Source organism: Candidatus Omnitrophota bacterium (assembly GCA_025453395.1).
Taxonomy (GTDB): Bacteria; Omnitrophota; Gorgyraeia; order Gygaellales; family Profunditerraquicolaceae; genus JAlOQK01.
Genome location: JALOQK010000002.1, coordinates 290,117 through 317,018, shown reverse-complemented (window position 1 = coordinate 317,018; position 26,902 = coordinate 290,117). Strand labels below are relative to the sequence as shown.

At 41.6% G+C, this 26,902-nt stretch carries 29 protein-coding genes; all 29 read left to right on the top strand.

Translation table 11 applies throughout. The annotated features are described in order from the left end of the window. Positions 1–60 precede the first annotated feature (60 nt). The 29 genes from MUF05_02905 (at position 61) to MUF05_02765 (ending at position 26,898) form a co-directional block, all read left to right on the top strand. On the top strand, positions 61–1,245 hold the full coding sequence (locus MUF05_02905; protein ID MCU0666024.1) for a phosphoglycerate kinase: 1,185 nt from the start codon (positions 61–63) through the stop codon (positions 1,243–1,245). A gap of 1 nt (position 1,246) precedes the next feature. After that, positions 1,247–2,020, top strand: a complete 774-nt coding sequence (tpiA, locus tag MUF05_02900) for a triose-phosphate isomerase (protein ID MCU0666023.1) — start codon at positions 1,247–1,249, stop codon at positions 2,018–2,020. A 21-nt stretch (positions 2,021–2,041) separates the two neighbouring features. After that, complete coding sequence (secG, locus tag MUF05_02895) at positions 2,042–2,404, top strand: preprotein translocase subunit SecG (GenBank protein ID MCU0666022.1); 363 nt, start codon at positions 2,042–2,044, stop codon at positions 2,402–2,404. Positions 2,405–2,466: 62 nt separating this feature from the next. Beyond that, complete coding sequence (locus MUF05_02890; protein ID MCU0666021.1) at positions 2,467–3,609, top strand: MFS transporter; 1,143 nt, start codon at positions 2,467–2,469, stop codon at positions 3,607–3,609. Between the two features lie 49 nt (positions 3,610–3,658). After that, complete coding sequence (locus MUF05_02885; GenBank protein ID MCU0666020.1) at positions 3,659–5,356, top strand: hypothetical protein; 1,698 nt, start codon at positions 3,659–3,661, stop codon at positions 5,354–5,356. A 56-nt stretch (positions 5,357–5,412) separates the two neighbouring features. Beyond that, a complete protein-coding gene (locus MUF05_02880; GenBank protein MCU0666019.1) occupies positions 5,413–6,006 on the top strand; it encodes a MarC family protein in 594 nt (197 codons plus the stop codon). Then, positions 6,006–7,229, top strand: a complete 1,224-nt coding sequence (gene glgC, locus MUF05_02875) for a glucose-1-phosphate adenylyltransferase (protein MCU0666018.1) — start codon at positions 6,006–6,008, stop codon at positions 7,227–7,229. The genes MUF05_02880 and glgC overlap by 1 nt, the downstream gene beginning before the upstream one ends. A gap of 8 nt (positions 7,230–7,237) precedes the next feature. After that, a complete protein-coding gene (locus tag MUF05_02870) occupies positions 7,238–7,693 on the top strand; it encodes an N-acetyltransferase (GenBank protein ID MCU0666017.1) in 456 nt (151 codons plus the stop codon). Between the two features lie 78 nt (positions 7,694–7,771). Beyond that, positions 7,772–8,923 carry an acyl-CoA dehydrogenase family protein gene (locus MUF05_02865; protein MCU0666016.1) on the top strand — a complete coding sequence of 384 codons (1,152 nt, stop codon included), beginning with the start codon at positions 7,772–7,774 and terminating at the stop codon, positions 8,921–8,923. Beyond that, positions 8,920–9,702 (top strand): electron transfer flavoprotein subunit beta/FixA family protein, encoded by a 783-nt coding sequence (locus MUF05_02860; protein ID MCU0666015.1) that lies wholly within the window; start codon positions 8,920–8,922, stop codon positions 9,700–9,702. Before MUF05_02865 ends, MUF05_02860 begins: the two co-directional genes overlap by 4 nt. A gap of 2 nt (positions 9,703–9,704) precedes the next feature. Further along, on the top strand, positions 9,705–10,907 hold the full coding sequence (locus MUF05_02855) for an electron transfer flavoprotein subunit alpha (GenBank protein MCU0666014.1): 1,203 nt from the start codon (positions 9,705–9,707) through the stop codon (positions 10,905–10,907). 143 nt (positions 10,908–11,050) lie between these two features. Next, complete coding sequence (locus MUF05_02850) at positions 11,051–11,413, top strand: response regulator (GenBank protein MCU0666013.1); 363 nt, start codon at positions 11,051–11,053, stop codon at positions 11,411–11,413. Positions 11,414–11,415: 2 nt separating this feature from the next. Next, complete coding sequence (locus MUF05_02845; GenBank protein MCU0666012.1) at positions 11,416–12,579, top strand: HD domain-containing protein; 1,164 nt, start codon at positions 11,416–11,418, stop codon at positions 12,577–12,579. Positions 12,580–12,598: 19 nt separating this feature from the next. Next, entirely contained in the window at positions 12,599–13,714 is a 1,116-nt protein-coding gene (locus MUF05_02840) for a hypothetical protein (protein MCU0666011.1), read from the top strand. Further along, the gene (locus MUF05_02835; protein ID MCU0666010.1) at positions 13,714–14,571 is read left to right on the top strand and encodes a lysophospholipid acyltransferase family protein; all 858 of its coding nucleotides are present in this window, start codon (positions 13,714–13,716) and stop codon (positions 14,569–14,571) included. The genes MUF05_02840 and MUF05_02835 overlap by 1 nt, the downstream gene beginning before the upstream one ends. Then, the gene (locus tag MUF05_02830) at positions 14,568–15,242 is read left to right on the top strand and encodes a glycosyltransferase family 2 protein (protein ID MCU0666009.1); all 675 of its coding nucleotides are present in this window, start codon (positions 14,568–14,570) and stop codon (positions 15,240–15,242) included. The genes MUF05_02835 and MUF05_02830 overlap by 4 nt, the downstream gene beginning before the upstream one ends. 1 nt (position 15,243) lies before the next feature. Beyond that, positions 15,244–15,879, top strand: coding sequence for a protein-L-isoaspartate(D-aspartate) O-methyltransferase (locus MUF05_02825; protein MCU0666008.1), 636 nt, complete (start codon positions 15,244–15,246; stop codon positions 15,877–15,879). 66 nt (positions 15,880–15,945) lie between these two features. Further along, a complete protein-coding gene (gene tadA / locus MUF05_02820) occupies positions 15,946–17,658 on the top strand; it encodes a Flp pilus assembly complex ATPase component TadA (GenBank protein MCU0666007.1) in 1,713 nt (570 codons plus the stop codon). A 1-nt stretch (position 17,659) separates the two neighbouring features. Beyond that, a complete protein-coding gene (locus MUF05_02815) occupies positions 17,660–18,868 on the top strand; it encodes a type II secretion system F family protein (GenBank protein ID MCU0666006.1) in 1,209 nt (402 codons plus the stop codon). 23 nt (positions 18,869–18,891) lie between these two features. Beyond that, positions 18,892–19,284, top strand: coding sequence for a type II secretion system major pseudopilin GspG (gspG, locus tag MUF05_02810; protein MCU0666005.1), 393 nt, complete (start codon positions 18,892–18,894; stop codon positions 19,282–19,284). Next, positions 19,265–19,741 (top strand): hypothetical protein, encoded by a 477-nt coding sequence (locus MUF05_02805; protein MCU0666004.1) that lies wholly within the window; start codon positions 19,265–19,267, stop codon positions 19,739–19,741. Before gspG ends, MUF05_02805 begins: the two co-directional genes overlap by 20 nt. Next, positions 19,719–20,087, top strand: coding sequence for a prepilin-type N-terminal cleavage/methylation domain-containing protein (locus tag MUF05_02800; protein MCU0666003.1), 369 nt, complete (start codon positions 19,719–19,721; stop codon positions 20,085–20,087). Before MUF05_02805 ends, MUF05_02800 begins: the two co-directional genes overlap by 23 nt. After that, a complete protein-coding gene (locus MUF05_02795) occupies positions 20,077–20,703 on the top strand; it encodes a prepilin-type N-terminal cleavage/methylation domain-containing protein (protein MCU0666002.1) in 627 nt (208 codons plus the stop codon). Before MUF05_02800 ends, MUF05_02795 begins: the two co-directional genes overlap by 11 nt. Further along, complete coding sequence (locus MUF05_02790) at positions 20,693–21,706, top strand: type II secretion system protein GspK (protein MCU0666001.1); 1,014 nt, start codon at positions 20,693–20,695, stop codon at positions 21,704–21,706. Before MUF05_02795 ends, MUF05_02790 begins: the two co-directional genes overlap by 11 nt. After that, a complete protein-coding gene (locus MUF05_02785; protein MCU0666000.1) occupies positions 21,696–23,150 on the top strand; it encodes a hypothetical protein in 1,455 nt (484 codons plus the stop codon). Before MUF05_02790 ends, MUF05_02785 begins: the two co-directional genes overlap by 11 nt. Positions 23,151–23,153: 3 nt before the next feature. Continuing rightward, positions 23,154–23,681, top strand: a complete 528-nt coding sequence (locus MUF05_02780) for a hypothetical protein (protein MCU0665999.1) — start codon at positions 23,154–23,156, stop codon at positions 23,679–23,681. 57 nt (positions 23,682–23,738) lie between these two features. After that, positions 23,739–24,311, top strand: a complete 573-nt coding sequence (locus MUF05_02775; protein ID MCU0665998.1) for a hypothetical protein — start codon at positions 23,739–23,741, stop codon at positions 24,309–24,311. A gap of 29 nt (positions 24,312–24,340) precedes the next feature. Beyond that, positions 24,341–26,377, top strand: coding sequence for a hypothetical protein (locus MUF05_02770; GenBank protein ID MCU0665997.1), 2,037 nt, complete (start codon positions 24,341–24,343; stop codon positions 26,375–26,377). Between the two features lie 20 nt (positions 26,378–26,397). Beyond that, complete coding sequence (locus MUF05_02765) at positions 26,398–26,898, top strand: cob(I)yrinic acid a,c-diamide adenosyltransferase (protein MCU0665996.1); 501 nt, start codon at positions 26,398–26,400, stop codon at positions 26,896–26,898. Positions 26,899–26,902: the final 4 nt, after the last annotated feature.

Sequence of the window (26,902 nt, the reverse complement as noted above, 5' to 3'; positions counted from 1 at the left end):
CTTTGACAAATAGCGTCGTTTAGGATATATTCTTATACCTTAAATATAACGGAGGGCAATATGGCGAAAATGACGGTTAAAGACCTGGAGCTTAAAAATAAGAACGTCTTGATGCGCGCGGATTTTAACGTGCCGCTTGACGCTAATCTTAATATTACTGATGATATCCGTATCCGCTCTACAATTCCGACCATAAAGTTTATTCTGGAGAAATCGCCTAAAAAGTTGATTCTTGTAAGCCATTTGGGGCGTCCTGATGGCAAGGTTGTAGCAAAATACAGCCTTAAGCCGGTTGCCGCGCGCTTAAGAGAGCTTTTGGGAGTGCCGGTTAAGTTTATAGAAGAGTGCGCAGGCGATTCAGTTAAAAAAGAAATAGACGCAAGCCAGGAAAAAGTTGTTTTACTTGAGAATTTAAGGTTTCATGCCGAAGAAGAAGCTAATGATGCCGGTTTTGCCAAGCAGCTGGCCTCTTTAGCAGATTGTTTTGTTAATGACGCCTTTGGCACCGCCCACAGGGCGCATGCTTCAACTGAAGGGGTGACTAAATATTTGCCTTCGGTTTCTGGATTCTTGCTTGCCAAGGAGATAGAATATTTAGGAAGCGCCGTAGAGAATCCCCAAAGGCCGTTTATAGTTATTTTAGGAGGCGCCAAGGTTTCGGATAAAATCGCGGTTATTGAAAATTTGCTTCCTAAATGTGATGCGATTATTATTGGCGGAGGCATGGCCTATACTTTCTTAAAAGCGCAAGGAAAACAGATCGGTAATTCAAAGTTAGAAAAAGACAAACTTGATATCGCCAAGAGCATCCTGGATAAAGCGAAATCTTTAAACAAGGAAATACTTTTACCAGTTGATAACGTAATAGTGGATAATGTTGATGCTAATGCCAAGGCCGAAATTGTCGGCGATGCCATTCCAGATGGAAGGATCGCCGTAGATATTGGCCCTAAAACAATAGAATTATTTAAAAAGAAATTGTCCAGCGTTAAAACCATTGTTTGGAATGGGCCATTGGGAATTTTTGAGATGGATGCTTTTGCCAACGGGACAAAGCAAGTCGCAGAGTATATCTGCACATTAAAAGCGGTTTCTATTATTGGCGGAGGAGATACTGCCGCGGCGGTGGCGAAATTCAAGCTGGAAGATAAAATGACGCATATCTCAACTGGCGGTGGCGCCAGTCTTGAATACCTGGAAGGTAAAATGCTTCCCGGAGTTGCGGCATTAACGCAGAAGAAATAATATGAGAAAGACAATTATTGCCGGAAATTGGAAGATGTATAAGACCGTTACCGAGGCCCTGGAGCTGGCCAATGGTTTGAAGCGAGAATTATATAAATTAGAAAACACAGATATAGATATTGTAGTTTGTCCGCCTTTTACGTCTCTTATGGAGGTTTCTGAAGTTTTAGAGCAATCCAATATTATGGTTGGTTCGCAAAACGCGCATTGGCAGGAAGAAGGGGCTTTTACCGCAGAAATATCCTGCAAGATGCTTAAGGAAATAGGGGTTAAATATGCGATTATTGGCCATTCCGAGCGCCGGCAGTTTTTTGGAGAAACTAACTCCGGGGTTAACAAAAGAGTACAGGCGGTATTAAAGAATGGATTGACCCCGATAATGTGCGTGGGTGAATCTTTAGAAGAAAGAGAAAAGAATTTAACCTTTAAGGTTTTAGATGACCATGTTTTAAGCGGCTTAAAAGATATTACTGCCCAAGATGCCGTACGGGTTGTCATTGCTTATGAACCGGTCTGGGCAATTGGCACCGGAAAAACCGCGACTACCCAACAGGCGCAGGAAGCGCATAAATATATCCGCGATCTATTAGCTAAAATGTATGGCCGGGAAACTTCCCGGGAAATACGCATTCAATACGGCGGAAGCGTTAAACCGGAAAATATCGCAGAATTAATGCGCCAGCCGGATGTCGATGGCGCGTTGGTGGGAGGAGCCAGTTTAAAAATAGATTCTTTTTCGCAGATTGTTATTCAGGCAAATACAGTTAAGAAATAATTAAACAAAAGGAATCCGGTTATGATGATATTTATGCTTGTAATCCACGTTATTGTTTGTATTTTGCTGTTGGTGATTGTTTTGATCCAATCCGGAAGAGGCGGAGGCCTGGTAGAAGGTGTCGCGGGAGTGGAGTCCATCTTAGGGACTAAGACCAGCGCCTTTTTGACCAAGTCCACAACTGTTCTTTCCACGATGTTTTTTATTACTTGTTTAACCTTGGCGTTTTTATCAGCGCAGCAGGGAAAATCATTGATAAGAGATAACCTTAAGGTTGATAAAAAGCAAGCGGCTGCGGCAACAGATACCAAAAATACAGCTTTACCCGTTGCTCAAACTGCGCCTAAAGACGCGAATGCACAAGAAAATCCCAAAACTCAATAAACATTTATTAAAAATTCCAAAAAAGGCCGCTTCTTATAAAGAAGTGGCTTTTTTTTAAAATTATGGATAAAAAACTTTTCTGGCTTTTTGCTTTAAGCTCGGGCGTATATTTCGCCCAGGGGATAGAGGGGCTCCCCTCCCAAAGCCTTTTTTACTATTTCAAGGAAACACTCGGATTCTCTCCGGAAAAAATAATGCTGATCACCAGTTTTACCATAAGCGCCTGGCTTATCAAGCCGATGATCGGCTATGTCATTGACAGTTGGTTGAGCAAAAAAGCCTGGATATTTATTGCGCTTTCTTTAGATATCATCTGCGTATTATGCATCGGATTATTCAGCCTGCCGGTATTTTTCCTAGTTGTTGTTTTATTGTTTAATGCCACTAATGCCGCTTTTCGCGATGTAAGCGTGGACGGCATGATGTGCGTGCAGGGTAAAGAATTCGGTATAACCGGAAAAATTCAAAGCATCCAATGGATAGCTATTACTATATCAGGGCTTATGACCGGAATCTGCGGAGGCTATATTGCGGAAAAATTAAATTACCGCGCCGGGTATATGCTTTTAATCCCGTTTTATCTTTTGGTAGGCCTTACCGCGTTTTTCTACAAGCCGCTTATCGCGGAAACAAGGCCTAAGTCCAGTTTTCTAACGGACATGAAAAAAGTTTTAGGCGATAAGCGCCTGATTTTAGTAGGAGTATTTATTTTTCTTTATAAATATTCGCCTTCGTTTGGCACCCCGCTTTTCTTTGTTCAACGCGACCAGTTTAAGTGGGATAAGATTTGGATCGGCTATTTTAGCGCTATAGGAGCTGTTTTTGAGGTAACTGGCGCTCTTATCTATTTTAAGCTAAGCAAAAGAATAAATATCAAGAAATGGCTTTATATCTCCATATTCTTGGGGGCGGTAACGACTTTAAGTTACCTATATTATACTCCGGTGACCGCGGTAATTTATAATATCCTTTATGGCGTTTTGGGGATGTTTATCTTTCTGATGGTTATGGATTTTATGGCCAGAAATACTGCTAAGGGCTTAGAGGCGACGTCTTTCGCGCTTTTATGCAGTTTTAGCAACTTAGCGCTTGTGGCAAGCAACCTTTCCGGAGCGTTCTTACTGCCTATTTTAGGCCTAAAACCTTTAATTGTCATCTCTGCGCTTACAAGTTTTTTGTGTCTGCCGTTAATTAAAAAGATATAGTTAGCTAAAGCGTCTACCATGTATTATAATAGAGGCAAAGGAGAGATGTATGGAGCAGATGCCGGATAATAAGAAGCCTGCGACAGTAACCCCCGAGGAAAAAAAGAAAATTTCCGATATGGTCAAATACCTCGCGCGAGCTGTGTCGCAGTCACACGATTTTGGGATTACCCATCCTTTGGCATTGCAACCCATTGAAGATTCATTTAAAATTCTAAGTGCCCTGATGCAGGAGCACAACCATGTGGCGCTTTATATTGCCGAGAAGAAAATAAGATATATTGACACTGCCATTGAGGAGAGAAATCCGGTAGTGGATAAATTAGTTACGCTTTTTACCGCGGCTAAAGTGGTAAGCGTTGAGTTTGATAAAGGCTTTAGCCGCGAGGATTTTATAAGTTTCTTGGGTGTTTTTGCCATGCGCTCTCAGGATATTATTGCGCAAGGTGGCGCCGAGGCCTTATTTAAGCAGAAAAACATCACTCATTTTAAGTTGAATCCCATTAAATATGAATTGATCGGGATGGATAAGCGTGTTATTTCCGGAAAATCGGATATGAGCGATGAAGACTTAACCCGTGAACTGGATAAAATATTCGGCAAGCCTAATGATGGAAGCGCTTTGGCAGAGCCGGAAAAGCCGAAAGAATCCCCCGAAGAAAATCCCGAAGATAAGCTTATCGCGTTAATTGATACAGCGCTTCAAGAAAATACCCAGCAGTCAGCGTTTGTGGAGAAGCTAAACCAGGACCCGCTGGAAGAGGTACATTCTATTACTGAAGCCGTGCACATTTTAAATAAAGTAGGCGGCGAGAAGGCAAAAACGATTATTTCCGGGGTAACTAAGAAGTTGGATTTACTCCGGGATAATCTCTACGCAAACCTGATTGAGAATAAAGACGACGAAGCGGCAAAGCTTCTTTATAGATCCTGCGCGGTTTTAGGAAAAGAGCTTTCAAAGCAGATTAAAACTATTCAGGTAAAAGAAGAGCTTAAAGGCGCGCTTGAAGGCATGGAAAGCGTATTGAATATGATTATGGACCAGACCGAGGCGAATAAAATGCTTTCCGGTTTTCTAAAGGGGCCGATGTCCTTGAAGAAAAAGGCAAGTTTTCTAAAAAGCCTCTCCGCGCGTGTTAAATTGTCTGTTGATTTTGAATCTATGATCAAGAAATTACTTATTCTAAAAGGCATGCCTGAAGATGAAGTGCGGATTCTGCTGGAACAGAAAGCGGAAATCTTAGAGCAGGCAGATAAGGAAAAGCAAGTAGATCTATCACAGGAATTTAAGCCTTTATTGCAGGCAATAAGCCAAGACCAGGGAAATGTGGAAAGTGTAACTGCCCAGCTTAATGAAATTGTTTCCAAGACGCTGGACGCCCAGCTTAAAACCGCAACCAAGAAAATCCGCGCGGAAAATGAAAAGCTGACCAGCCACGCCAAAGCCCTTAGCGCGGCTTTTGCTGATGTCGCGCAAGGTATCATCATTTTTCAAGAGGACGGAAGGGTTGTTTTTTCAAATAAAGCCTGCGCGAATATTCTTCAGGCAGAGGTGAATAAAAAATTGGATGCCACGCTTATTAGTCTATTGGATAAATGGCTTGCGGATGCCTCATGGGAGCAAATTTCTCAAGGCATTCAGATTAATGAAGCGCAAAAAGAAAACTTAAGCAAAATTATTTCTTGCGTCAAAGCCGTCCAGCGCGACGAAAAAGGTAAATTAAGCGCCGTAATTTTTAATAAATAGAATCCCGCCTATAATTGTATTTGCATTTTAATAAACGTTAACTATAATACTACTATATGTTTGAGCGCTTAGAGCCCTATATATTAAGCTTTATACCATTGTTTGTGGCGGTAGATGCCATAGGCAATATTCCCATATTTGTGTCTTTGATCGAAGGCGCCAATAAGAAGCAAAAGCAAAAGGCTATCGCTGAATCCGTGACTACTGCGGCAGCTATGGCGATTTTGTTTATGCTCTTGGGTAAACTTATTCTTAGGGTATTAGGCATAACTATCCCGGATTTTCAAATAGCCGGAGGGGCGCTGTTATTTATTATATCGGTGCGGCTTCTTTTGCCGGGAGCAAAGAAAAGCTTTTCTTCCGAAGGAAGCGATAAAGATGTGGGGGTATTTCCTTTGGGGACACCTCTTATTACCGGCCCGGCAGTTTTAACTACCACCTTAATGATGTTGGACAGCCATGGCTTTTGGCCGACACTTGTTTGTTTGGTTATAAATATGCTTTTTGTCTGGCTGACATTAGCTAAATCAGAGGTGATAATCAAGTCTATCGGCATAAATGGGGCAAGGGCTTTTTCTAAGATAATGTATATTTTACTTGCCGCAATTGGGGTAATGATGGTACGCAAAGGATTCGGGGTTATATTATGATGAAGAAAGTTTTAACTTTTATTATGGCTGGAGGAAAAGGCGAGCGGCTTTGGCCTTTGACTAAAGACAGAACTAAGCCGGCAGTGCCTTTTGGCGGCATATACAGGATCATAGATTTTACTTTAAGCAATTGCATAAATTCCGGCCTGCGCAGGATCTATGTCTTAACTCAATATAAATCAGCTTCTTTGCAAAGGCATATCCGCTTGGGATGGAATATCCTTCCATCAGAATTAGACCAGTTTATTGAGTTATTGCCCGCGCAGCAAAGAGTAGGGAATACTTGGTATTTGGGAACAGCCGATGCCATTTATCAAAATCTTTATGCCTTGGATATGGATAGTCCCGATGAGGTTTTGATCCTGGCCGGCGATCATGTTTACAAGATGAACTATTATACTCTGATAGATTATCACCGCGAGGTGGACGCGGATTTAACTATCGGGGTGGTGGAGGTGGATAAAGAAAAATCTTTGCATTTCGGGGTAATTGAAGTTGATGCTATGGGCAGAGTCAGAAGTTTTGAAGAAAAGCCCCATAAGCCAAGGACTTTGCCGGCAGATAATGATAAGATCTATGCTTCTATGGGAATTTACGTTTTTAAAAACCAGGTATTGCGCGATGAGCTGGTGGAAGACGCCAAAAAAAATGCTTCAGGCCATGATTTCGGGAAAGAGATCATTCCGGCAATGATCAAGAAAGGATACCGCATTGCCGCCTATAATTTTATTGACGAAAATAAAAAAGAGGCAAAATACTGGAGAGATATCGGAACCCTGGATGCTTATTTTGAAGCCAATATGGACTTAATCCAGGTAGACCCGGTTTTTAACCTTTACGACAAGGATTGGCCGATAAGGACCTTTCAGGAGCAATTTCCTCCGGCAAAGACGGTTTTTTCCGGAGATGAAATTACCGGCAGGATCGGTTTATCCCTTGATTCGCTTGTTTCCGGAGGATGTATTATAAGCGGCGGCAAGGTACAGCGCTCTATCCTGTCTCCGAATGTGCGCATTAACAGCTATTCGCAGGTAATTGATTCTATACTTATGGAAGGGGTTAATGTGGGTAGATACGCCAAGATCAAGCGCGCGATTATTGATAAAGATGTCACCATTCCATCCGGGATGGTCATTGGTTATGACCCGGAAGAAGATAAAAAACGTTTTACTATTACTGATTCAGGCCTGGTGGTTGTGGCCAAGAAAACAGAAATAAAATAGAGGGGTATATGATCCGCAAGGCCGTAATTAAGGATATAAAACAAATCCAAGCGCTTATTAATTCTTTTGCCGCTAAAGATCTTATGCTTGCCCGGTCGCTTAATGAGTTATATGAGAATATCCGTGATTTTTGGGTTTGTGAAGAGTCTAGAAAGATTATCGGGTGCGCGGCTTTGCATATTTCATGGGACAATTTAGCTGAAATCAAGTGCCTTGCGGTAGATGCAAAGTTTCAGGGCAAAGGCATTGGCAGGCTTTTAATTCAGTCGTGCATCAAAGAGGCCGCAGGATTAGGCTCTAAAAAAGTATTTGTGCTTACTTATCGCGCCGGGTATTTTAAGAAACTTGGGTTTAAGCAGATTAAACACAGCCTTCTTCCGCATAAAATCTGGGCGGAGTGTATTAACTGCCCGAAATTCCCCAATTGTCAGGAAACAGCCCTTATAAAAAATATTGCAAAATAGGCGTATTTATAGTAATATACTCGCCTTTGGAAGCTTTTAACCCTGCCTGCCGGCAGGCAAGTTTAGGGAGGTAATTACATGGATTATTTGTTTTCTGAAGAGCAAAATATGGTGCAGGAACTGGCAAGAAAAATCGCCCAGGAGAGAATTAAGCCTGTAGCCGCAAAATATGACCAATCCGAAGAATACCCGTGGGAGGTCATTAAAGTTATTGGCGAGGGCGGGTTATTCGGTTTATTTATCCCGGAGCAATACGGCGGCATGGGCATTAGCGTAACTAATCTATGCCTTGCCACAGAAGAGTTGTCCCGCGCCTGCGGGGGTATCGCGGTTTGCTACGCGGCATCAGCCCTGGGGACTTTTCCAATCGTTCTTTTCGGAAATGACGCGCAAAAGCAAAAATACCTTCCAGATCTAGCATCAGGCAAGAAAGTGGCAGCGTTTGCTGTAACCGAGCCTGAAGCCGGGTCAGACGCCTCGGCGATTAAAACTACCGCTAAAAAAGAGGGTGATTACTATATTCTTAACGGCTTAAAGCATTTTATCACCAACGGCGGGGACGCGGAAACCTATGTAGTTATTGCCATGACCGATAAAAATAAAGGGGCAAGGGGCGCGTCCGCATTTATAGTAGAAAAGGGCATGAAAGGCTTTAGCTTTGGCAAAAAAGAAGACAAATTCGGTATTCGCGCTTCTTCAACCCGCGAGCTTGTTTTTACCGATTGCAAGCTGCCAAAGGAGAATTTATTATCCCGCGAAGGCATGGGTTTTATTGTAACCATGAAAACCTTTGATATGTCGCGTCCGGGCGTAGCAGCCCAGGCCTTAGGCATAGCCCAAGGGTCTTTGGATTTAGCGGTTAAATACGCCAAGCAGCGCCATCAATTTGGTAAATCCATATCTTCTTTTCAAGGGATTCAATGGATGATTGCCGACATGGCTACTGAGATTGAAGCCGCGCGCGCATTAATTTATGCCTGCGCCCGGATGGTTGATGCCGGAAAGACTGATGTTTCCAAGGAATCAGCTATGGCCAAGATGTACGCGTCAGACGTGGCAATGAAGGTATCATTAGATGCCATGCAGATCTTTGGCGGCTATGGCTATATGAAAGATTATCCGATTGAGAAATATGTTAGGGATGCTAAGATTACCCAGATCTATGAAGGAACAAACCAGATCCAAAGAAATATCATAGGCCTGCAGATAATTAAGGAATTAGGTAAATGAACATAATTGTCTGCATAAAACAGGTTCCGGAGACAACTGAAGTCAGGATCAATCCGGAAACCAATACTTTAATTCGCGAGGGGGTTAAGTCTATAATTAACCCCTTTGATATGTACGCTATTGAAGAAGCGATCCGCTTAAAAGAAAAAACAAACGGCAAAGTCTTAGTCCTTACTATGGGGCCTGCTCAGGCAGAAAGCGCGCTTAAAGAGGCTATTTCTTTGGGCGCGGATGAGGGTTATTTGATTTGTGACCGTGCCTTTGCCGGAAGCGATACCTGGGCAACAAGCTATACCTTGGCCGGGGCAATAAAGAAAATGGGGGAGTTTGATCTTATTATTTGCGGCAAGCAGGCATCTGATGGGGATACCGCGCAGGTCGGCCCCGGAATAGCCGCGCACTTAAATATTCCGCAGGTAACCTATGTTAAGAAAATTGAGGAAATAAAAGATAAATCCCTGCGGGTGGAAAGAATGATGGAAGAGGGTTATGAAGTAATTCAAACTCCGCTTCCAGCGTTAATTACCGTAGTCAAAGAAATCAACCAGCCCAGGCTTGCTTCTCTAAAAGGGATGATGAGGGCAAAAAGCGCTAAAATTAATCTGTTAACTCAAAAAGAATTAGCCCTTGATGCGCAAAATATCGGCTTGTGCGGCTCTCCTACGCAGGTTGTAAAAATATTCACGCCCACGCCAAGAGCAGGCGGACAGATACTGCAGGGAGAAACCCCGGAAATTGCAAAAGAGTTAGTAATGCTCATCAAAGATGAGGTCAAATAACCATGTCAATTCATCTTATTAAGGAAAAATGCACTGGTTGCACGTTATGCGTTAAGGTTTGCCCTTTTGGGGCCATAACGGTTACGGATAAAAAGGCAGTTATTGATTTTAATAAGTGCAATATCTGCGGCGCCTGTGTTGATGCCTGTAAATTTAAGGCTATTGAAATTAAAAAATCTGCCCCTGTCTGCGTATTGCCGGATATCAAAGATTATAAAGGGGTATGGGTTTTCATTGAGCAGAAAAAAGGCAAAGTCCAGTCCATTGCCTTTGAATTATTGGGAAAGGCTTCTGAATTAGCAAAAAAATTAGACTGTCAGGTGGGGGCGGTTTTTATTGGGGATAAGCTGGAGGGTGAAATAGATGAGGTTATTGCGCGCGGCGCAGATGTTGTTTATTTGGTAGAGGCCCCTGAAATCGCTAATTTTCAGGATGAACCTTATACCAATATTTTGGTAAAATTAATTCAAAAATATAAACCAGAAATACTTTTGTGCGGGGCTACCGCCATAGGAAGGTCGCTAATAGCAAGAGTTGCCATTAATATCAAGGCCGGACTTACTGCTGATTGCACCGGGCTTGATATTGACCCGGATAAAAAAATCCTTTTACAGACTCGCCCCGCTTTTGGCGGGAACATTATGGCTACGATTATTTCGCCTAACTATCGCCCGCAAATGGCCACGGTCAGGCATAAAGTCATGCAGCCTATTCCCGCGGACAAACATAGAAAAGGAAAGATCATCCGCGAGAAATTTGAAATAAGCGATTATTTTTCCCGCACAAATCTTCTTGATATAGTTGAAGAAGTAGAGTCTTTGGTGAATATAGCCGAAGCCGATATTATTGTTTCAGGCGGCAGAGGCATGGGTTCAAAAGAAAATTTTAAGATTTTAGAAGATTTGGCCCACGTAATAGGCGCGGCAGTCGGCTCTTCACGTGCCGCGGTTGATTCTGAATGGATGCCTTATTCTCATCAGGTCGGGCAAACAGGGCGGACAGTCGCCCCTAAGATTTACTTTGCCTGCGGGATTTCCGGGCAGATCCAGCATTTGGTCGGCATGCAATCATCAAAGATAATTATCGCTATAAACAAAGACCCGGATGCGCCGATTTTTAAGGTTGCCACTTACGGGATTCTTGGCGATGTCTTGCAGGTGGTTCCGGCTTTAACAAAAGAGTTTAAACAGATTTTAGGTAAATAACAGGCTAAGAGGCATTTTAAAAAGGGGCGTATCTTTATATTAAGATGCGCCCCTTTTAATTATTGATTAGCCTTAATTCCGTGGTATAATTATTTTAATTTATTATAGAACATAAGGATCATACAACGCTGGGGGATAAAAAATTGGCTAATTTATTGATCGTGGATGATGAGGATGATGTCAGAGAGTTCGCGGCTAATTTCTTTCGCAGGAGGAAAATCAATGTTACTACCGCTTCAAGCGGAGAAGAGACGCTTAAGCTTTTGGATAATGCCGCTCCGGATTTGATACTTCTTGATATAAAAATGTCAGGCATTGACGGCATTGAAACCTTAAGACAGATCCGCCAAAAGAACACGCGAATAAAAGTAATAATGGTTACCGGCAAGAAACCAGAAGAGGACGGTTCCATAGAGAAGTGCCGTGAATATGGGGTGCATGATTACATCCATAAGCCTCTTGAGCTGGATGAGCTTGAAAGGTTAGTCATGAAAGAGCTCGGATAAAGATGCGCATCGATTATAAACGCGAACTTGAGATCGCCGCGAAAAATATGATCCTGGTGCATCATCCGGATACGCTGATTAAGATGATCGCGCGGATGCTGGTGCAAAAAGTAAAGATTACGCACACGGCGATACTTCTGCATAACACGGATACCGATTCTTACGTTTTAACAGTGTCCCGGGGAAGCTTAGGGTTAAAAATCCCGGCTGGGTTCGCCCGGATCGACGCAGACAATTCCATTATTAAATTCTTCCGCAATTTAAGCCATCGCAGGCTTTTTAAAACCGAAGCCATCGCCTGCCACCAGATAAAGAATAAAATCAGAATCGTTAAAAATAGGACTTTGAATAAACTGCTCCGGGATGTTTCTTACCAAATGCAGATGTTTCAGGCAGAGGTATGCCTTCCGACTTATTTCCGGGATGAGCTTACGGCTTTGGTATTTTTGGGCAGAAAAAAGAATAAGAAAAAGTTTTTAGCTGAAGAATTGGATTTCTTTTTAGCGCTTGCTTCCGACATGGCTATGGCCATAAGAAACGCCAAGCTATTTCAAGACCTGGAAAATCAAGTTAATAAAAACTACCGGCTGTTTATCAATACCGTTATGGCGCTTGCCGCGGCAATAGACGCTAAAGACCATTATACGCACGGGCACACCGAAAGGGTAACTTCTTTAAGCAATCAAATTGCCTGTGAAATGGCGCAAGAAAACTCTGCGGTTGCTTCGAGCAAATTTTTAGAGCAATTAAGGGTGGCAAGCCTTCTGCATGATATCGGGAAAATAGGCGTTCCGGAAAGTATCCTTAATAAAAACGGGTTTCTTACCCCGGAAGAAAGAACGGTGGTCCAAGAGCATCCCAAGGTGGGCTCATCAATTCTTGCCCCCATTACTGAATTGGAAAATGCCATTGAAGCGGTCAAATGCCACCATGAGCATTATGACGGCAATGGATATCCGGGAAAATTAAAAGAAGATCAGATACCGCTTATGGCTTCTATAATCTCTGTGGCTGATGCCTTTGACGCGATGATTACCCATCGTCCCTACCGCCGGGCGTTAAGCAAAGATGAAGCCTTTCAGGAAATCAAGCGTTGTTCTGGAAGCCAATTTGACCCCAAAGTAGTTCAAGCCTTTACGACAATCTACCATAAAGGAGGAATCTAAAAGGCAGCTTAGAATAAAAATGGGCAAGCGTATAATTTTAATGTACATTTCAGAAATATCCGGGCATCATAGCGCTACCATCGCTATAGAAAAAGCCATAAAAACCCTTTCACCAGAAACTCAGGTGATGAATTTAAATGCTTTTAACTATACAAATCCCATATCAGAGAAAGTAGTTAACCGTTTGTACATGACGGTCATCAAAAGGATCCCTCGGATATGGGATTATCTTTATGATAACCCGAAGGTGGTAAAAAGTTTAGGCAGCATAAAAGAGCTGCTGCATAAGCAAAATTCTATAAAATTCAAGCGCCTTTTCGATCAATTCCAGCCTGATGTGGTAGCTTGCTCCCAGGCTTTCCCCTGCGGGATGGTGGCGGATTTTAAGCAAATCTACCGCTCTAACATGCCGCTAGTGGCGGTATTAACGGATTATGTGCCGCATCTCTATTGGATCTATAATCAGGTAAATTATTATGTTGTCCCATCAAGCGAAGTGGGAGATAAGCTTTCGCAAAGAGGAGTGCCTATTCAGAAGATCAAACCCTTTGGCATACCTTGCGACCCGAAATTCAGCTATTCGCTTGATAAAGATAAAATATGCCGTGACTTAGGATTAAACCCCAAAGTCTTTACGATATTGATCATGGGTGGAGGGCAAGGACTGGGGCCCATAAAAACCATAATTTCTTCGTTGGAAAAGCTTGATCTCCCTGTGCAAAGTATTGTTATAGCCGGAAGCAATACGAAACTTTATAAAAGTTTAAGGAAAAAGTCCGCAAAATCAAAACACAAGATGCTTGTTTTTGGGTATGCAAACAATATCCACGAGTTTATGACGGTTTCGGATATTATTATTACCAAGCCCGGGGGGATCACCACATCAGAGGCGCTATCCAAGTCCCTGCCGATGATTATTATTAAACCTATACCCGGGCAAGAAGCCAACAATTCCGCCTATCTTGTGCATTCTAAAGCAGCGATAAGGCTTGATGATTTCAAGAATATAAATTTCTACATCAAAGATTTCATAAATAAACCTTTAAAAATAGATGCCATGCGCCAGGCTGCAAATGCTATTAGCAGGCCTAATTCAAGCCTTGATACCGCAAGGCTTCTTCTTGACTTAAGCTGATGGCCACTTATTGGTTATATCAAATAGGAAAGACTATTGCTTTAAACCTGCCGTTAAATTTTGCGTATAAATTCGCCGCATTTGTTTCAGATATCCACTGTTTATTTAATAAAGAAGACCGTAAAGCGGTAACCTGCAATCTTAAAATAATTTTCCCGCAAAAAACAAATAAGGAAATAGCCGGGATAAGAAAGGCGATTTTCAGGAATTTCGCCAAATACCTGGTAGATTTTTTTAGATACGATAAGCTGGATAAAAAATTTATAGATAAGAATGTTTTCTTCCAAAATAAACAATATTTCGACCAGGCGCGGGCAAGCGGCAAAGGGGTAATTATTGTTACCGCGCATTTGGGCAATTGGGAATTAGGCGGAGCGGTAATGGGCGTTCTGGGGCATGCACTTTCTGCGGTGGCTTTAGTGCATCAGGATAAAAAAGTTAATGATTTTTTTAACCGCCAAAGGCAAAGTAAAGGTTTGACAGTTATACCTTTTGGGAAGGCGGTCAGGCAATGCCTGCGTGTTTTGGAAGAAAAAGGCATCCTTGCTTTAGTCGGCGACAGGGATTTTGGCGAAAGAGGACAGTTAATAGATTTTTTTGGCAAGAAAACATTATTTCCTGAAGGCCCGGCAGCCTTTGGCCTTAAGACCGGCGCCTTGATTGTCCCTATTTTTATGGTGCGCAACAATGACGATACTTTCACATTGCATTTTAACCGGCCGATTGAATGCAAGAATTCTGGCGATAAGAAAAATGATTTAATCCGGACTATCTTTGAATACAAGGAAATATTTGAGCGATATATAAAACAGTACCCTGAACAGTGGTATATGTTTCGCAAATTCTATAAACAATGAAAACTTGCGTGGTAATCCCAGCTTATAACGAAGAAAAGACGATCTCCGGAATTACCGCGCGCGTGAGAAATCAAGGCCTTGAAGCCGTTGTTATTAATGACGGTTCATCTGACCAAACTGCGCGCTTAGCTAAAGAGCAGGGCGCTATAGTAATATCTTCTTTGAAAAATAAAGGCAAGGGCGCCTCGCTTTCTCTGGGATTTGATTACGCGATGAATAACGGATATGACCCTGTTGTTACCATGGATGCCGATGGCCAGCATCTGCCTGAAGAAATACCCTTATTGCTTGATCTTGCCCAAGGCAAAAGCAATGCGTTTATTATCGGCAATAGAATGCGGGATACCCGCAATATGCCCTGGGAAAGAGTGATGACAAATAGCGTGATGTCCGCTTTTATTTCTTTTCTTGCGCATCAGCATATTCCTGATACCCAGTGCGGTTTTCGCCTGATCTCAACGCCGCTTCTTAAAAAGCTTTATCTTAAAACTTCCGGGTATGAAACCGAATCAGAAATAATTATTAAGGCCTCGCGCTTGGGCGTTAAAATACAATCTGTGCCTATTCAGACTATTTATTCACGCGAAAAAAGTAAGATAAACCCGTTTGTAGATACCATTAAATTCGTAGCGATGATTTTTAAGGAATTAGCCCCGCACAAGAGGAAATAGCATGGATTTTCTGTCTTTGCGCAAGGATATGGTGCAGTCCCAATTGGTATCCAGGGGCATAAAATGTGCCCGTGTCTTAGAAGCGTTTATGAAGATTGAACGGCATCTTTTTGTCCCTGCATCCAGAATTGAGCAGGCGTATGCTGACCATCCCGTGCAAATAGGGCAGGCACAAACTATTTCTCAACCTTATATTACAGCGTTGATGGTTGAGCTTTTAGAGATCAACAAGGATGATTGCGTGCTTGAGATAGGCACCGGTTCCGGATACCAAAGCGCGATACTGGCGCAATTGGCCAAAGAGGTTTTTACTATTGAGCGCATAGAAAGCATAGCAACTAATGCCAAAGACCTGTTAAACAAGTTAGGGTATTCAAATGTAACCGTGATCACTGGCGACGGGACAATGGGATATAAAGAAAAGGGATGTTTTGATAAAATAATCGTATCCGCAGCCAGCCCCGAAATACCGCAGCCGCTCTTGGACCAGTTGAAACAAGGCGGGCGTATGGTCATACCTTTGGGAGATAAGGCAATACAGACAATCAATGTGGTTATAAAAAACTTGAAAATCGAATGTAGGCCTTCTTGCGCCTGCGTGTTTGTGCCTTTGGTGGGCAGATTTGGTTTTAATTAAAAAAAGAATATAACTTTACAATTTGAGGCTTTAAATATATTATATTGGTAACTAAGGGAGGTTGATTTGTCTACTAAAAATAGTATTCTTATCGGGCAGCTTCTCATTGAGCAGGGAATAATCACTTCCGAGCAGCTTCAGGTGGGGCTTAAGGAGCGCGAAAAAACCGGAGAATTTATTTGCGCCACTTTAATTAAGCTGGGCTTTGCCACAGAAGAAAAAGTTTTCCAGCTTCTATCCCATCAGTTAAACATTCCGTATTTAAAATTAAAAGACAAAAAAATTGACCCTTCGGTAATCCGCAAGGTATCCGCTAAATTCGCCAGCCACTATAAAATAATCCCTCTGGATTTTAAGGATAACGTCATGACCATAGCCATGACCGATCCTTTAGACGTGCGCACAGTTGATGATTTAAACCTTATCTTAGGCTTTGATGTTAAAGGTGTTTTGGCAAGCGAAGCGGAAATTCAAGATGCTATCCGTAAATATTACGGGGTAGGGGCGGAAACATTAGAAAAAATGATCTCCAAGGATCAGCCCATCCATGAGATACCCGGGCATTTGGATAAAACCGAAGACCTGGAAGTCTTAGCCGAAGACGCCTCTATTATAAAATTCGTTAATCAGATCTTATCCGAAGCAATCAAAGACCGCGCCACCGATATCCATCTTGAGCCGTTTCAGGATGAATTGCGCACCCGCTTTAGAATAGACGGTATCTTGTATAATATCAACATCCCTGAGACGATTAAGTATTTTCATCCTGCCATTGTTTCGCGTATTAAGATCATGGGGCATATGAATATCGCCGAGCATCGTATCCCGCAGGATGGAAGGATTAAGATCAAAATTGATAATCAGGAATTAGACCTAAGAGTTTCTACGATCCCTACAGCTTTTGGGGAAGCGGTGCACATTAGGATATTAAGTTCTCAATTCTTCTTGGAACTTGAGAAGATAGGCTTATTGCCGGATAACTTGCGCATAATTGAGCAGATGATCAAAAAACCGCACGGGGTTATCTTTTTGAACGGGCCTACCGGTTCTGGCAAATCCACTACCCTTTATGCTTCATTGGCCAAGATCAATTCTCAAGCGGTAAAAATCATTACCATGGAAGATCCGATTGAATATCAGCTAAAAGGGATAAATCAGATCCAGGTAAATTCCCGCATTGGCCTTGATTTTGCTTTGGGCCTAAGGCATATGTTAAGGCACGACCCGGACATTATGATGGTGGGAGAAGTCCGAGATTATGAAACCGCCGAAACTGCTATCCGCGCGGCGTTAACCGGGCATTTGGTTTTTTCAACGCTTCATACTAACGACGCGGCCGGGGCAGTAACCCGCCTCTTGGATATGGGCATTGAGCCGTTTTTGGTTTCTTCTTCATTAGAATGCCTGATCGCGCAAAGATTGGTCAGGCTTATTTGCCCTAATTGCAAATTTCAGGCCAAGACAAGCGAGCAGATCATAAAACAAATAAAAAGCAGTATGCCCGACGCAGATAATATTACCGTATATGAAGGAAAGGGCTGTGACCAGTGCCGTTTTACCGGTTATCGCGGCAGGACCGGTATTCATGAAATATTAGTTGTGGATGAGGTTATCCGCGAAATGATCATTAACCGAGCTTCCAGCCAGCAGATCAAACAAAAAGCTGTTGAAAAAGGCATGCGCACCTTGCGTGATGACGGCCTAAAGAAGGTTTTAATGGGGATCACTACTTACAGTGAAATTATCCGCGTGACCCAGCAAGAAGGGTTAAACGAATAACATGCCACGTTATAAGTATAGCGCCAAATCTGGCCCCGGGAAAGCCGCAAGCGGAATTGTCGACGCCCAATCCCAGCAAGACGCGATAGACAAGCTTGCCCAAAAAGGCCTCTACCCTATAAGCATCATCCCCGAAGAAACGTTCTTCATTAAAGATAATTTCCTGAAGGTGTCCCGTATTTCAAAAAAAGATATCGTGCAATTTACCACGCAATTATCCAGCCTGGTTGGTTCCGGGGTAAACATTATTAACGGGATAAGCATCATAGGCGATCAGAGCCCGAACCAGCATTTTAAGATTGTCTTAAGGGATATCGCAAGCAAAATAAAAGACGGGATCCCGCTTTCCGAGGCCCTGTCTAAGCATAAAGAATTATTCCCGGCCATATATGTTTCCATGGTGCATTCCGGGGAAGTTGGCGGAACATTGGATAAAACTTTAAGCCGATTAGCGACATTCCTGGAGAAAGAAGAAGAATTTAAAAGTTCCATAAAAGGGGCCCTGATTTACCCGGCGTTTGTGTTTTGCGTGGGGGTATTGACCATAGGCGTTTTAATGGGATTTGTTATCCCCAGGTTAGTGGTGATGTTTGATGATATGGGGCAAGCCTTGCCGGTTCCCACCAGAATCCTCATAGATTCATCCCAGATGCTCAGGCAATATTGGTGGATGGCTTTAGGTTTTATTGCCCTGGTTGGATTTGTGCTATATCGATACTATCAAAGCGATGAAGGAAGGATGCATTGCGATAAATTAAAACTTAAAGTTTTTATTTTTGGCGACATCATCCTTAAAAGCGAGATAAGCAGGATGATGCGCACGTTATCGCTTTTGATTTCAAGCGGAGTCACTATCGTGCCGGCGCTTGATATCTCAGCTTCACTATTGGATAATAAAATCATTAAAGCGGAGATCTTAAAGGTTAAGGACGATATAAGCGAAGGCAAAAGCCTTTCCAATAGTATCAAGGATTCAAAATTATTTCCGCCTCTTATTATGAATGTTATTACCGTGGGCGAAGAAAGCGGGACCTTGGAAAAGGCGTTGGTGCGTATTTCGGATGACTATGAAAAAGAGGTGGATTCTTTCTTAAAGACAATAAGCAAACTTGTAGAGCCGGCGGTAATTCTTTTTATGGGCCTGGTCGTAGGTTTTATTGTAATTTCCATGTTGTTGCCGATATTCCAGATTAATTTAATTGTGCGGTAATTGCCATATTCCAGGAGGAAAAAGTGAAAAAAACAGCCTTTACTTTAATTGAGCTTATGTTGGTAGTTATCATTATAGGGGTTTTGGCCGCGATGGTTATGCCCAGGCTTGTGGGCCGCTCTGAAGAAGCGCGCATTACTGTGGCCAGGTCCGCGGTCCAGGCGAATATACCGGTTGCCTTGGACATGTTTGAAATAGATATGGGGCATTATCCCGGCAAGTTGGATGACCTTTTGACAAATCCTGACTCCAGCACCCAATGGAAAGGCCCTTATATCAAAAAGGACAGAGACCTGAAAGACCCCTGGGGTAGGGCCTACAAATATGAGCTTTTAAGCGATGACAATAAAGACTATAAGCTTTGCTCTCCAGGCCCCGACGAAAATAAATCCGAAGATGACATCTGCAACAATTAAAGATAGGGCTTTCACGTTCATAGAATTAATCATAATCACGGTTGTATTGGGCGTTTTTATCGCCCTGTCATTTCCGAAAATAAAACACATACAGCAGAAAATTGAATTAGAAAGTTTTGTCAGGGATATTTATTATCTGAGCATGTATTTGCGGGATTTATCCGGCTCGGAGCAAAAGGTATATTGTTTGGAATATAACGCCCAAGAGCGCTATTTCGTGCCGCTTTATATTGATCCCCAAACCCAGGAATCCAATCCTATTGCCGGACGGCTCTCTGGACTGCAAAAAGTCCCTCGATTTGTTGAAGTATCTTTCCAGCCCGATGAAGAAAGCGCGGCATATTTTTATCCTGACGGAAGCGCCGCGGAAATAAAGATTTCTTTTAAGAATCCCGCAGGAGAGACTCTTAACCTTGAAATAAAAGGATTAAAAAGTGAGATTTCCAAGGAAGAATAAAGCCTTTACGCTTCTGGAAGTATTGATTACTATCGCGATAATCTCGGTAGCGGTAGTTTTTATTTACAAAGGATTTTCTGTGATTATCGCGGCTACCAGTAAATCCCAGGATATACTTCTTGCCTGTTACTTAGCTGAAGAAAAATTTTGGGAGGCTTCCCGCAACCCTTCAGTAACTACGGCAGAAGGCCAGGAAGATATGCAGAACCGGGTTTTTAAGTGGCAGTATGTTTTAGAAAAAGACCCGCAGGCCTTAGATTTAAATGAGCTTTTCTTAACTGTAAACTGGCAAACTAGAAAATCAACTAATAGTTTAAACCTTGATTTCTTTTCTTATGTTAAATAATAAAAAGGCTTTTACCTTAGTAGAAGTTTTATTGGCAAGTGCTATTTTTGCGATCTTAGCGGTGGGCCTATATTCATTATTCTATTCAGCAATCCGTAATTATCAGAAAATAGAAGACTCTTCAGAAATATACAATACCCAAAGGTTAGTTTTTAGCCAGATACAGAGAGACTTAAGAAATGCTTTTATTTATAAAACAGGGGATTCTGGTTTTATCGGCTCAAGCAATAAGCTTGATTTTTACACAATAACAAACGCCTATAAGAATTCAACCTTATACCGGGAAGCTGCTCAAATAGAGTATGCTTTTAATAATAACGCTTTAACCCGGCAGATCTTAACTAAAGAAAATGCGCAAAGTAGTTTCTCAAGCCAGGTTAAGGATCTTTCTTTTGAGTATGCCAGGAAGAGTGACGACCCTAAAGCAAGCTCGGCTTATGTGTGGCAAGAGGTTTGGCCGGTGGAAGCACCCCAGGATATTTCCCTGCAACAAAAAGCCAGGTTACCTTTGGCACTAAGGGTCAAGATTTTTATCTCCTTGGATAAAGCTAAAAATACAGATACTGTAGCATTCACAAAAGTCATCCCTTTATTTTGCGATGTTAATGAAAAATAAAAGAAATACCGGTTCTATACTTATCTTCAGCCTTTGGCTACTTTTTATCTTGGTTGTTTTTTCTTTGACTTTAGGCAGAAGAGCTTATTTTAATCTAAAGGCTTCACAGACCTATTATCAAAGGCTGAAGGCATACTTAATGGCGCAGGCAGGAGTAAATAAGGCGGTAAAGTGGTTAAAAGATTACGATGCGAAAAACTACGACGGCCTTGATGAAACCTGGTCTACGGGGATAGATGCCAAGACCAATTCGGATATTTTCAGTAATATAAGAATACGCGATGATGATCCGTATTCTTTTAGCGTGCACATAGAAGATGAAGAAAGGCGTTTCAATATAAACACCGTTGACAGGGAAATAATAAAATCAATCGTTACGGAGAAAATTGACGGGATTACTGATCCTGATGCCTTAGTTGAGGATATCTGCATACAAAGAAAGAAGGATAATCAGGCTAGTGATGAAGATTTAAAAGCGGATAAATACGCTGGGTTTAAAAAAGCATCTTTAACAGTAATAGAGGAGTTAGTTTATCCTCTGCAATACTATTTTAAAAATATAAATCAGGAAACCTATCTGGAAGAAGGTTTTAAGGCTTACGCTATTCTGCAGGATTATTTTGTTTGTTCAGGAGATAAAATTAATATTAATACTGTTGGGGAAGATGTTTTAAGAATACTAGTCCTAAGTTGTGTTAAAGCCGCAAGCTTATCTGATGAGGCAACAGGAGAAATAACCAATGCCATACTTAGCAAGCGTAACGAAATCGGGCACTTTGAAAATACAAAAGTTCTTTCGCCGACATTTCTTAGTCTAGATATCAAATATCAAACAGTGCTTGCTGCGCTAGGCAATAAAATGAGCGCCAGTTCAGACTATTTCAAGATTTCTTCTGAAGCAGTTTTAGAAAATAAAAACTTAAAACGAAAAATTAATTGTATTTATTACAGAAATCATGATAAAATAGAAGAAAGTAAAATTATATCCTGGTATGAACAATAGAGATAACCTTATCCCGAAATCAGCGAGCATTAAATATAAAACTAAAGATTCTGCTTTTATCTTCCAGATAACAGATGAAATCTTAAGTATTGCTCATTGCGCTGTTGATAAAAGAAGCAAATATTTCGTTGATTTAAAAACCTATTCTCTTGCCGCTGAACAGGCCGGATCTGCTACTAAGATCCACGATATCTTCCGGCAGCTTGGGTATAAAAATAATTACATCATAGTTTCTGTGCCCAGAAATCTTGTAACCTGCCGCTATTTAAAGATCCCCACGCGTTTTGTCCCGGAAATCGAAAGAATATTGTCTTTTCAGGTTTCCAGATACCTGCCGTATCCTCCGGAAGAATTAATAAGCGGTTATGAAATCGTCAATGTTGATAAAGACGGCTATTCTCATGTTAACCTGATCATTGTCTTGCGCAACGTCATAGAGAAACATCTTAAAATAGTGGAAGAGTTAAGGCCGCGCAGGTTTAATATTGTTTTAGGCTCCTATGGTTTAAGCAATTTTTATTCCTATGTAAAGCCGCAAGACAAAGACACTCTTCTTTTGGTGAATTTTAACCCCAAGGCAGTGGAGGTGGCGGTAGTAAACAACCAAAAACTTCTCTATAGCCGCTATTTTAAGGTTAACCGAAACTCTCCACAATGGGAAAATGTTTTAGCCGAAGAGGTGCGCAAGACCCGCGACGCGTATTTAAAGGAAATATCCCAGCAAAAACCCAAGAAGATAATCTTTATATCCAAAGAGGAAATTCCCGCTTCAGCCATAGAAGCCACTTCAGAAGAAGTAGAAGTGCCGGTAGAAGTCTGCCCCATAGACATGAATTGGCCGGTGATTAAGAACGTGGCGGAAAAGATAGAGCAGGATAAAGATCTTTATACTAACCTTATTGGATTTGGTTTAGTTAAACTTAATGATTCGCTAAACCTTTTGGCTGAAGATTATAAGGAACGCTTAAGAAAAGCCTATCTTTGGCGTGAGCGCATGAAGTTACTGGCTATCTTTATAGGCGCCTGCGCTTTATTGGTAGTAGGAGTATTAAAACACATTGATAATAAAAAGCTTTATTTGGGGAAATTAAAAGACGAACTTGTATATATGTCATCAGAGGCCAAGCAGCTGGAAGAAATAGAGAAGAGGTTTGATTTCTTTGAAAAAAGGCATTCGCAAAGAGTGGCTCTTTTTGATAAGATGTATGAGTTATATAAAGTAGCCCCGGACAATATATCGCTTCTTTCTTTTGATTATGAAGCAGAGAAACAGATACTTATGCGCGCGCAAACTGATTCCCTGGAAAATGTTTTTTCTTTCATGTCAAAACTACAAAACGCTAGCGGCTTTAAAAAGATCCCGGCAAAGCTGCGTTATGTCACAAAAAAGAAAAGTAAAGGTACCGAGATAGTTGAATTTGAAATAATCTGCCAGTTAAATTAGAATATGATAAAAATCATATCCCAGAGAGAGAAATCGTTTTTTATTATAGCGGCGCTTGTGATTATTTTGGCTATGGCGTTTAATTACATAGTTGCCCCTTTGCTTAAGACAAATGATACTTATAGCAAGGAAATAAGCGTTTCTCGCAGCAGAATCCTTAAATATATGCACTTGGTGGATAAAAAATCCGGGATCCAAAAGAAATATTCTAAATTGTTGCCCGGGTTAAATACCCGCGGCCAGGCCACAGACAGCATGCTTCTGGCGCTTACTACCATAGAAAGAGACGCTAAAGCATCAGGGGTAAAGATCATTGACCTTCGTCCGCGCCAGACCAAGCGTTCAACTATCTATAAGGAAAATATTGTGGATTTAAAGACTTCAGGCGATATTGTGTCTCAAACTAAGTTTATTTACGGGTTAGAAAACTCCCTTTTATATTTTGAGGTTAGAAGACTGCAGATTATCCAAAAAGTTAATTCCGGTGAATTAGAAGCTAATTTTTCATTAAGCCAGATTTCTGTAGAGTAAAGGCATTACAAAATAAACTTGACAAACAGGGTTAAGAGGTATTAAATAATTATAAATATGGCAGAACTTTCAAAAGCGGCAAATAGCTCTTCACCCGCAGTCAATCCTACAGGGAAAAAAAACCCATTAAAATTCCCCATCTCTTATATTCTCAATGATTTTATTAATTTTGAACGGTTAAAGAATATAATTTCCATTATTTTCATTCTGGAAGCTATTTATTTTATTTCTGCCTTGCTTTATCCCTATTATGGGCTTAAGAAAATTAAGCTGCCGGAATCAGACGCCGCTTTCACAAGCAAGCTTTTAGAGGAAAGTAAAGATGTTTTATCAAACTATGAAGGTTTTGAACAGATTTTTAAAAGTAAGAAGCTTTTTATTTCCCAGAGCGCAGGATCCGGGACAATTGACCCGGTTGCCGCTGATATAGCGGGAGAACTTTTCAAAAATATAAACCTTGTAGGTATCATGCTTGAACCTACTCCGCAAGCGGTTATTGAAGACAAAAAAAATCAACGCACTTATTATTTGACTGTGGGCCAATCTTTTGGCGACATGACTGTAGAAGAAATCCACGACGGTAAAATTATCATTGATTATAAGGGGCAGAAAATGGAGTTATCCATATGATTCTCTTAGAAAGGAGACACATAAAAGCAATGAAAAAATTGCTGGCATTTTTACTATTTACTTTAACAGGTGTTTTGATTTTATTAAAACAGGACGCTTTCTCTCAAACAACTGTTCCGGAAGCCAGCACCGCGCCGATTGTCAGTTCATCAGCTGACCCCAGAAAAATCACCCTGGATATTAAGGGCATGGATATAGTTGATGTGATAAAAATGCTTTCTGGAAAAGTAGGGTTGAATGTTATCGTGGGCAAGAACGTATCCGGCAAAGTCACGCTTTTTATTAAAGACGTTGATGCCTGGGAGGCGTTTGAGTTTGTGCTTGTTTCAAATGACTTGGCTTATGATAGAAGGGGAGACATGGTCAATGTCATGAGTCAAAGAGATTATGAGTTGTTATACGGTGAGCGTTTTCAAGATAAGAAAAGAGCCAAAATCATACAACTTAAATATGCCAAGGCCGCTGACATCTCACGGGCGCTTACCCAGATGAAAACTAATATCGGCAAGGTAATAGCGGATGATGTTTCTAATACCTTGGTTATTATAGATACCCCGATTAAATTAATAGAAATGGCGGAGTTCGTCAAGAATGCCGATGTGCCGATAGAAACCCGCATTTTTAACCTTAATTACGCCCAGGCTGAAAAAATAAGCTCTAAATTACAGGATTCCCTTACAAAAGGGCTTGGCGTGGTGAAGATTGACGAAAGGACCAATAAGATTGCCGTTACCGATACCGTGCAAAAGCTTGATGAGATAGCCAAGGTAATAGCCGCGTTCGATGAAAAGACCCAGCAGGTATTGATTGATGCTCAAATAATAGAAGTAAAGCCTTCAGATAAATTGGAAGTAGGTTTTGATTGGGATTACTGGTTTCAGAAATACATGGACATTAAAGCAGCGCTTCCAATAAATACTACAGGGGCGCTTCTGGTAGGCACGGCATCTACAGTAACTAAGCCAGGCGACTACAAAGCCACCATGGATATTATCCGCACCATCGGAGATGTTAAGATCCTTTCCAGCCCCAGGATCATGGCTTTAAATAATCAAGAGGCAAAGATACTGGTTGGCACAAAAGACGCTTATATTACTTCTACGACTGTGCAGTCCTCTGGAAGCCCAAGCTCAATATCGCAAACAGTAAATTTTGTGGATGTGGGGATCAAACTTTTTGTAACTCCCACAATAAGCAGGGATGGTTTTATTACCATGAAAATACGCCCGGAGATAAGCTCTGCAATTAGGACAGATATCACCTCTGAAGGGACAATCACCCAAGTTCCCATTGTCAGCACTTCGGAATCCGAAACAACAGTTATGATCCGCGATGGCGTAACTATCGTCATTGGGGGATTGCGCAAGGATTCCCGCGATAAAACGGTTAAAAAGATACCTTTATTTGGCGACATACCGCTTATCGGGCATTTCTTCCGAAGAATATCGGATGATTCAACTACTTCGGATCTGATCATACTTCTTACCCCTCATATAATGAGCGGAGAATCATCGTTTACTGAATTCAAAGAAATTGCTCCCAAGCAAGGCGCGGTAGCGAGCATGAAAAACGGGAACATTGTTATTGAGAAAATACCTGCGGATATAAAAGAGGACCCGCGGGCGTTGAAAATTAAACAGCTGCAGGCTAAAAAAGAAGCCCGCCTAAAGCAGATGCAAGAGGCGCGCGATAAAAAAACTCAAGAACTGAGCGGCCAGCAAGAACGCGATAAACAGGCTAAGCTTAAAGAGCAGAAAAAGCAGATTTTAGATAATCAGGCAGCCCAGGAAGCAGAGAAGGCGACGTATTATCAAAATCTGATTAACCGCATTCAGGGATTTGCCAAGCGCAATTCTCCTGTCGGAGTGAATGGAAATGTGGTGGTGAATTTTCTTCTTTCTTCTAACGGCCAGCTTTTAGCTGAGCCTAATATTATAAGCTCAAGCGAGGACAGCCTTGTGCCTTATGCTTTAAAGGTTATCAAAGATGCCATTCCATTTCCGGTATTCCCGACGGGAATTAATAAAACGGAAGAAAGATTCACGGTAACTATTTCCTATAAATAAGCCTGTTTTATTTTTCTAATATGATCCAAGTATATACGGGATGCGGTAAAGGAAAAACTACCGCAAGCCTGGGGTTAGCGTTGCGCGCAAGCGGCGCCGGTTTAAAGGTATATATCCTTCAATTCCTTAAGAAAAATCCCACAAGCGAATTAAAGGCCATTTCCTTTTTATCAGGGATAACCGTTGAACAATGCGGAAGATCTGATTTTGTGCGTGCCCCTGGAAGATTAGATAAGTTATCCGCGCGCAAAGGCCTCAAGAGACTAAGGGAAGTTCTAGAAAACAATAGCTACGACCTGATTATCCTGGATGAAATAAATCTCGCCTTGCATTTTAACCTTATTAAACAGGAAGACTTGATGCGGATTATAAAAACATCCCGCCATAATACAGAATGGGTTTTAACCGGAAGGAACGCTCCGCAGGCTATAATAAATAAAGCGGACTTAGTCAGTTACATCAAATGCGTTAAGCACTATTTTAATAAAGGCCGCTTAGCCCGTAAGGGATTTGAGTTTTAAAAAG

What these genes read in the sequence shown, in the direction of transcription:
- MUF05_02905 (MCU0666024.1), top strand. Translation starts at nt 61, where the DNA reads ATGGCGAAAATGACGGTTAAAGACCTGGAGCTTAAAAATAAGAACGTC.
- tpiA (MCU0666023.1), top strand. Translation starts at nt 1,247, where the DNA reads ATGAGAAAGACAATTATTGCCGGAAATTGGAAGATGTATAAGACCGTT.
- secG (MCU0666022.1), top strand. Translation starts at nt 2,042, where the DNA reads ATGATGATATTTATGCTTGTAATCCACGTTATTGTTTGTATTTTGCTG.
- MUF05_02890 (MCU0666021.1), top strand. Translation starts at nt 2,467, where the DNA reads ATGGATAAAAAACTTTTCTGGCTTTTTGCTTTAAGCTCGGGCGTATAT.
- MUF05_02885 (MCU0666020.1), top strand. Translation starts at nt 3,659, where the DNA reads ATGGAGCAGATGCCGGATAATAAGAAGCCTGCGACAGTAACCCCCGAG.
- MUF05_02880 (MCU0666019.1), top strand. Translation starts at nt 5,413, where the DNA reads ATGTTTGAGCGCTTAGAGCCCTATATATTAAGCTTTATACCATTGTTT.
- glgC (MCU0666018.1), top strand. Translation starts at nt 6,006, where the DNA reads ATGAAGAAAGTTTTAACTTTTATTATGGCTGGAGGAAAAGGCGAGCGG.
- MUF05_02870 (MCU0666017.1), top strand. Translation starts at nt 7,238, where the DNA reads ATGATCCGCAAGGCCGTAATTAAGGATATAAAACAAATCCAAGCGCTT.
- MUF05_02865 (MCU0666016.1), top strand. Translation starts at nt 7,772, where the DNA reads ATGGATTATTTGTTTTCTGAAGAGCAAAATATGGTGCAGGAACTGGCA.
- MUF05_02860 (MCU0666015.1), top strand. Translation starts at nt 8,920, where the DNA reads ATGAACATAATTGTCTGCATAAAACAGGTTCCGGAGACAACTGAAGTC.
- MUF05_02855 (MCU0666014.1), top strand. Translation starts at nt 9,705, where the DNA reads ATGTCAATTCATCTTATTAAGGAAAAATGCACTGGTTGCACGTTATGC.
- MUF05_02845 (MCU0666012.1), top strand. Translation starts at nt 11,416, where the DNA reads ATGCGCATCGATTATAAACGCGAACTTGAGATCGCCGCGAAAAATATG.
- MUF05_02840 (MCU0666011.1), top strand. Translation starts at nt 12,599, where the DNA reads ATGGGCAAGCGTATAATTTTAATGTACATTTCAGAAATATCCGGGCAT.
- MUF05_02835 (MCU0666010.1), top strand. Translation starts at nt 13,714, where the DNA reads ATGGCCACTTATTGGTTATATCAAATAGGAAAGACTATTGCTTTAAAC.
- MUF05_02830 (MCU0666009.1), top strand. Translation starts at nt 14,568, where the DNA reads ATGAAAACTTGCGTGGTAATCCCAGCTTATAACGAAGAAAAGACGATC.
- MUF05_02825 (MCU0666008.1), top strand. Translation starts at nt 15,244, where the DNA reads ATGGATTTTCTGTCTTTGCGCAAGGATATGGTGCAGTCCCAATTGGTA.
- MUF05_02815 (MCU0666006.1), top strand. Translation starts at nt 17,660, where the DNA reads ATGCCACGTTATAAGTATAGCGCCAAATCTGGCCCCGGGAAAGCCGCA.
- MUF05_02805 (MCU0666004.1), top strand. Translation starts at nt 19,265, where the DNA reads ATGACATCTGCAACAATTAAAGATAGGGCTTTCACGTTCATAGAATTA.
- MUF05_02795 (MCU0666002.1), top strand. Translation starts at nt 20,077, where the DNA reads ATGTTAAATAATAAAAAGGCTTTTACCTTAGTAGAAGTTTTATTGGCA.
- MUF05_02790 (MCU0666001.1), top strand. Translation starts at nt 20,693, where the DNA reads ATGAAAAATAAAAGAAATACCGGTTCTATACTTATCTTCAGCCTTTGG.
- MUF05_02785 (MCU0666000.1), top strand. Translation starts at nt 21,696, where the DNA reads ATGAACAATAGAGATAACCTTATCCCGAAATCAGCGAGCATTAAATAT.
- MUF05_02780 (MCU0665999.1), top strand. Translation starts at nt 23,154, where the DNA reads ATGATAAAAATCATATCCCAGAGAGAGAAATCGTTTTTTATTATAGCG.
- MUF05_02775 (MCU0665998.1), top strand. Translation starts at nt 23,739, where the DNA reads ATGGCAGAACTTTCAAAAGCGGCAAATAGCTCTTCACCCGCAGTCAAT.
- MUF05_02770 (MCU0665997.1), top strand. Translation starts at nt 24,341, where the DNA reads ATGAAAAAATTGCTGGCATTTTTACTATTTACTTTAACAGGTGTTTTG.
- MUF05_02765 (MCU0665996.1), top strand. Translation starts at nt 26,398, where the DNA reads ATGATCCAAGTATATACGGGATGCGGTAAAGGAAAAACTACCGCAAGC.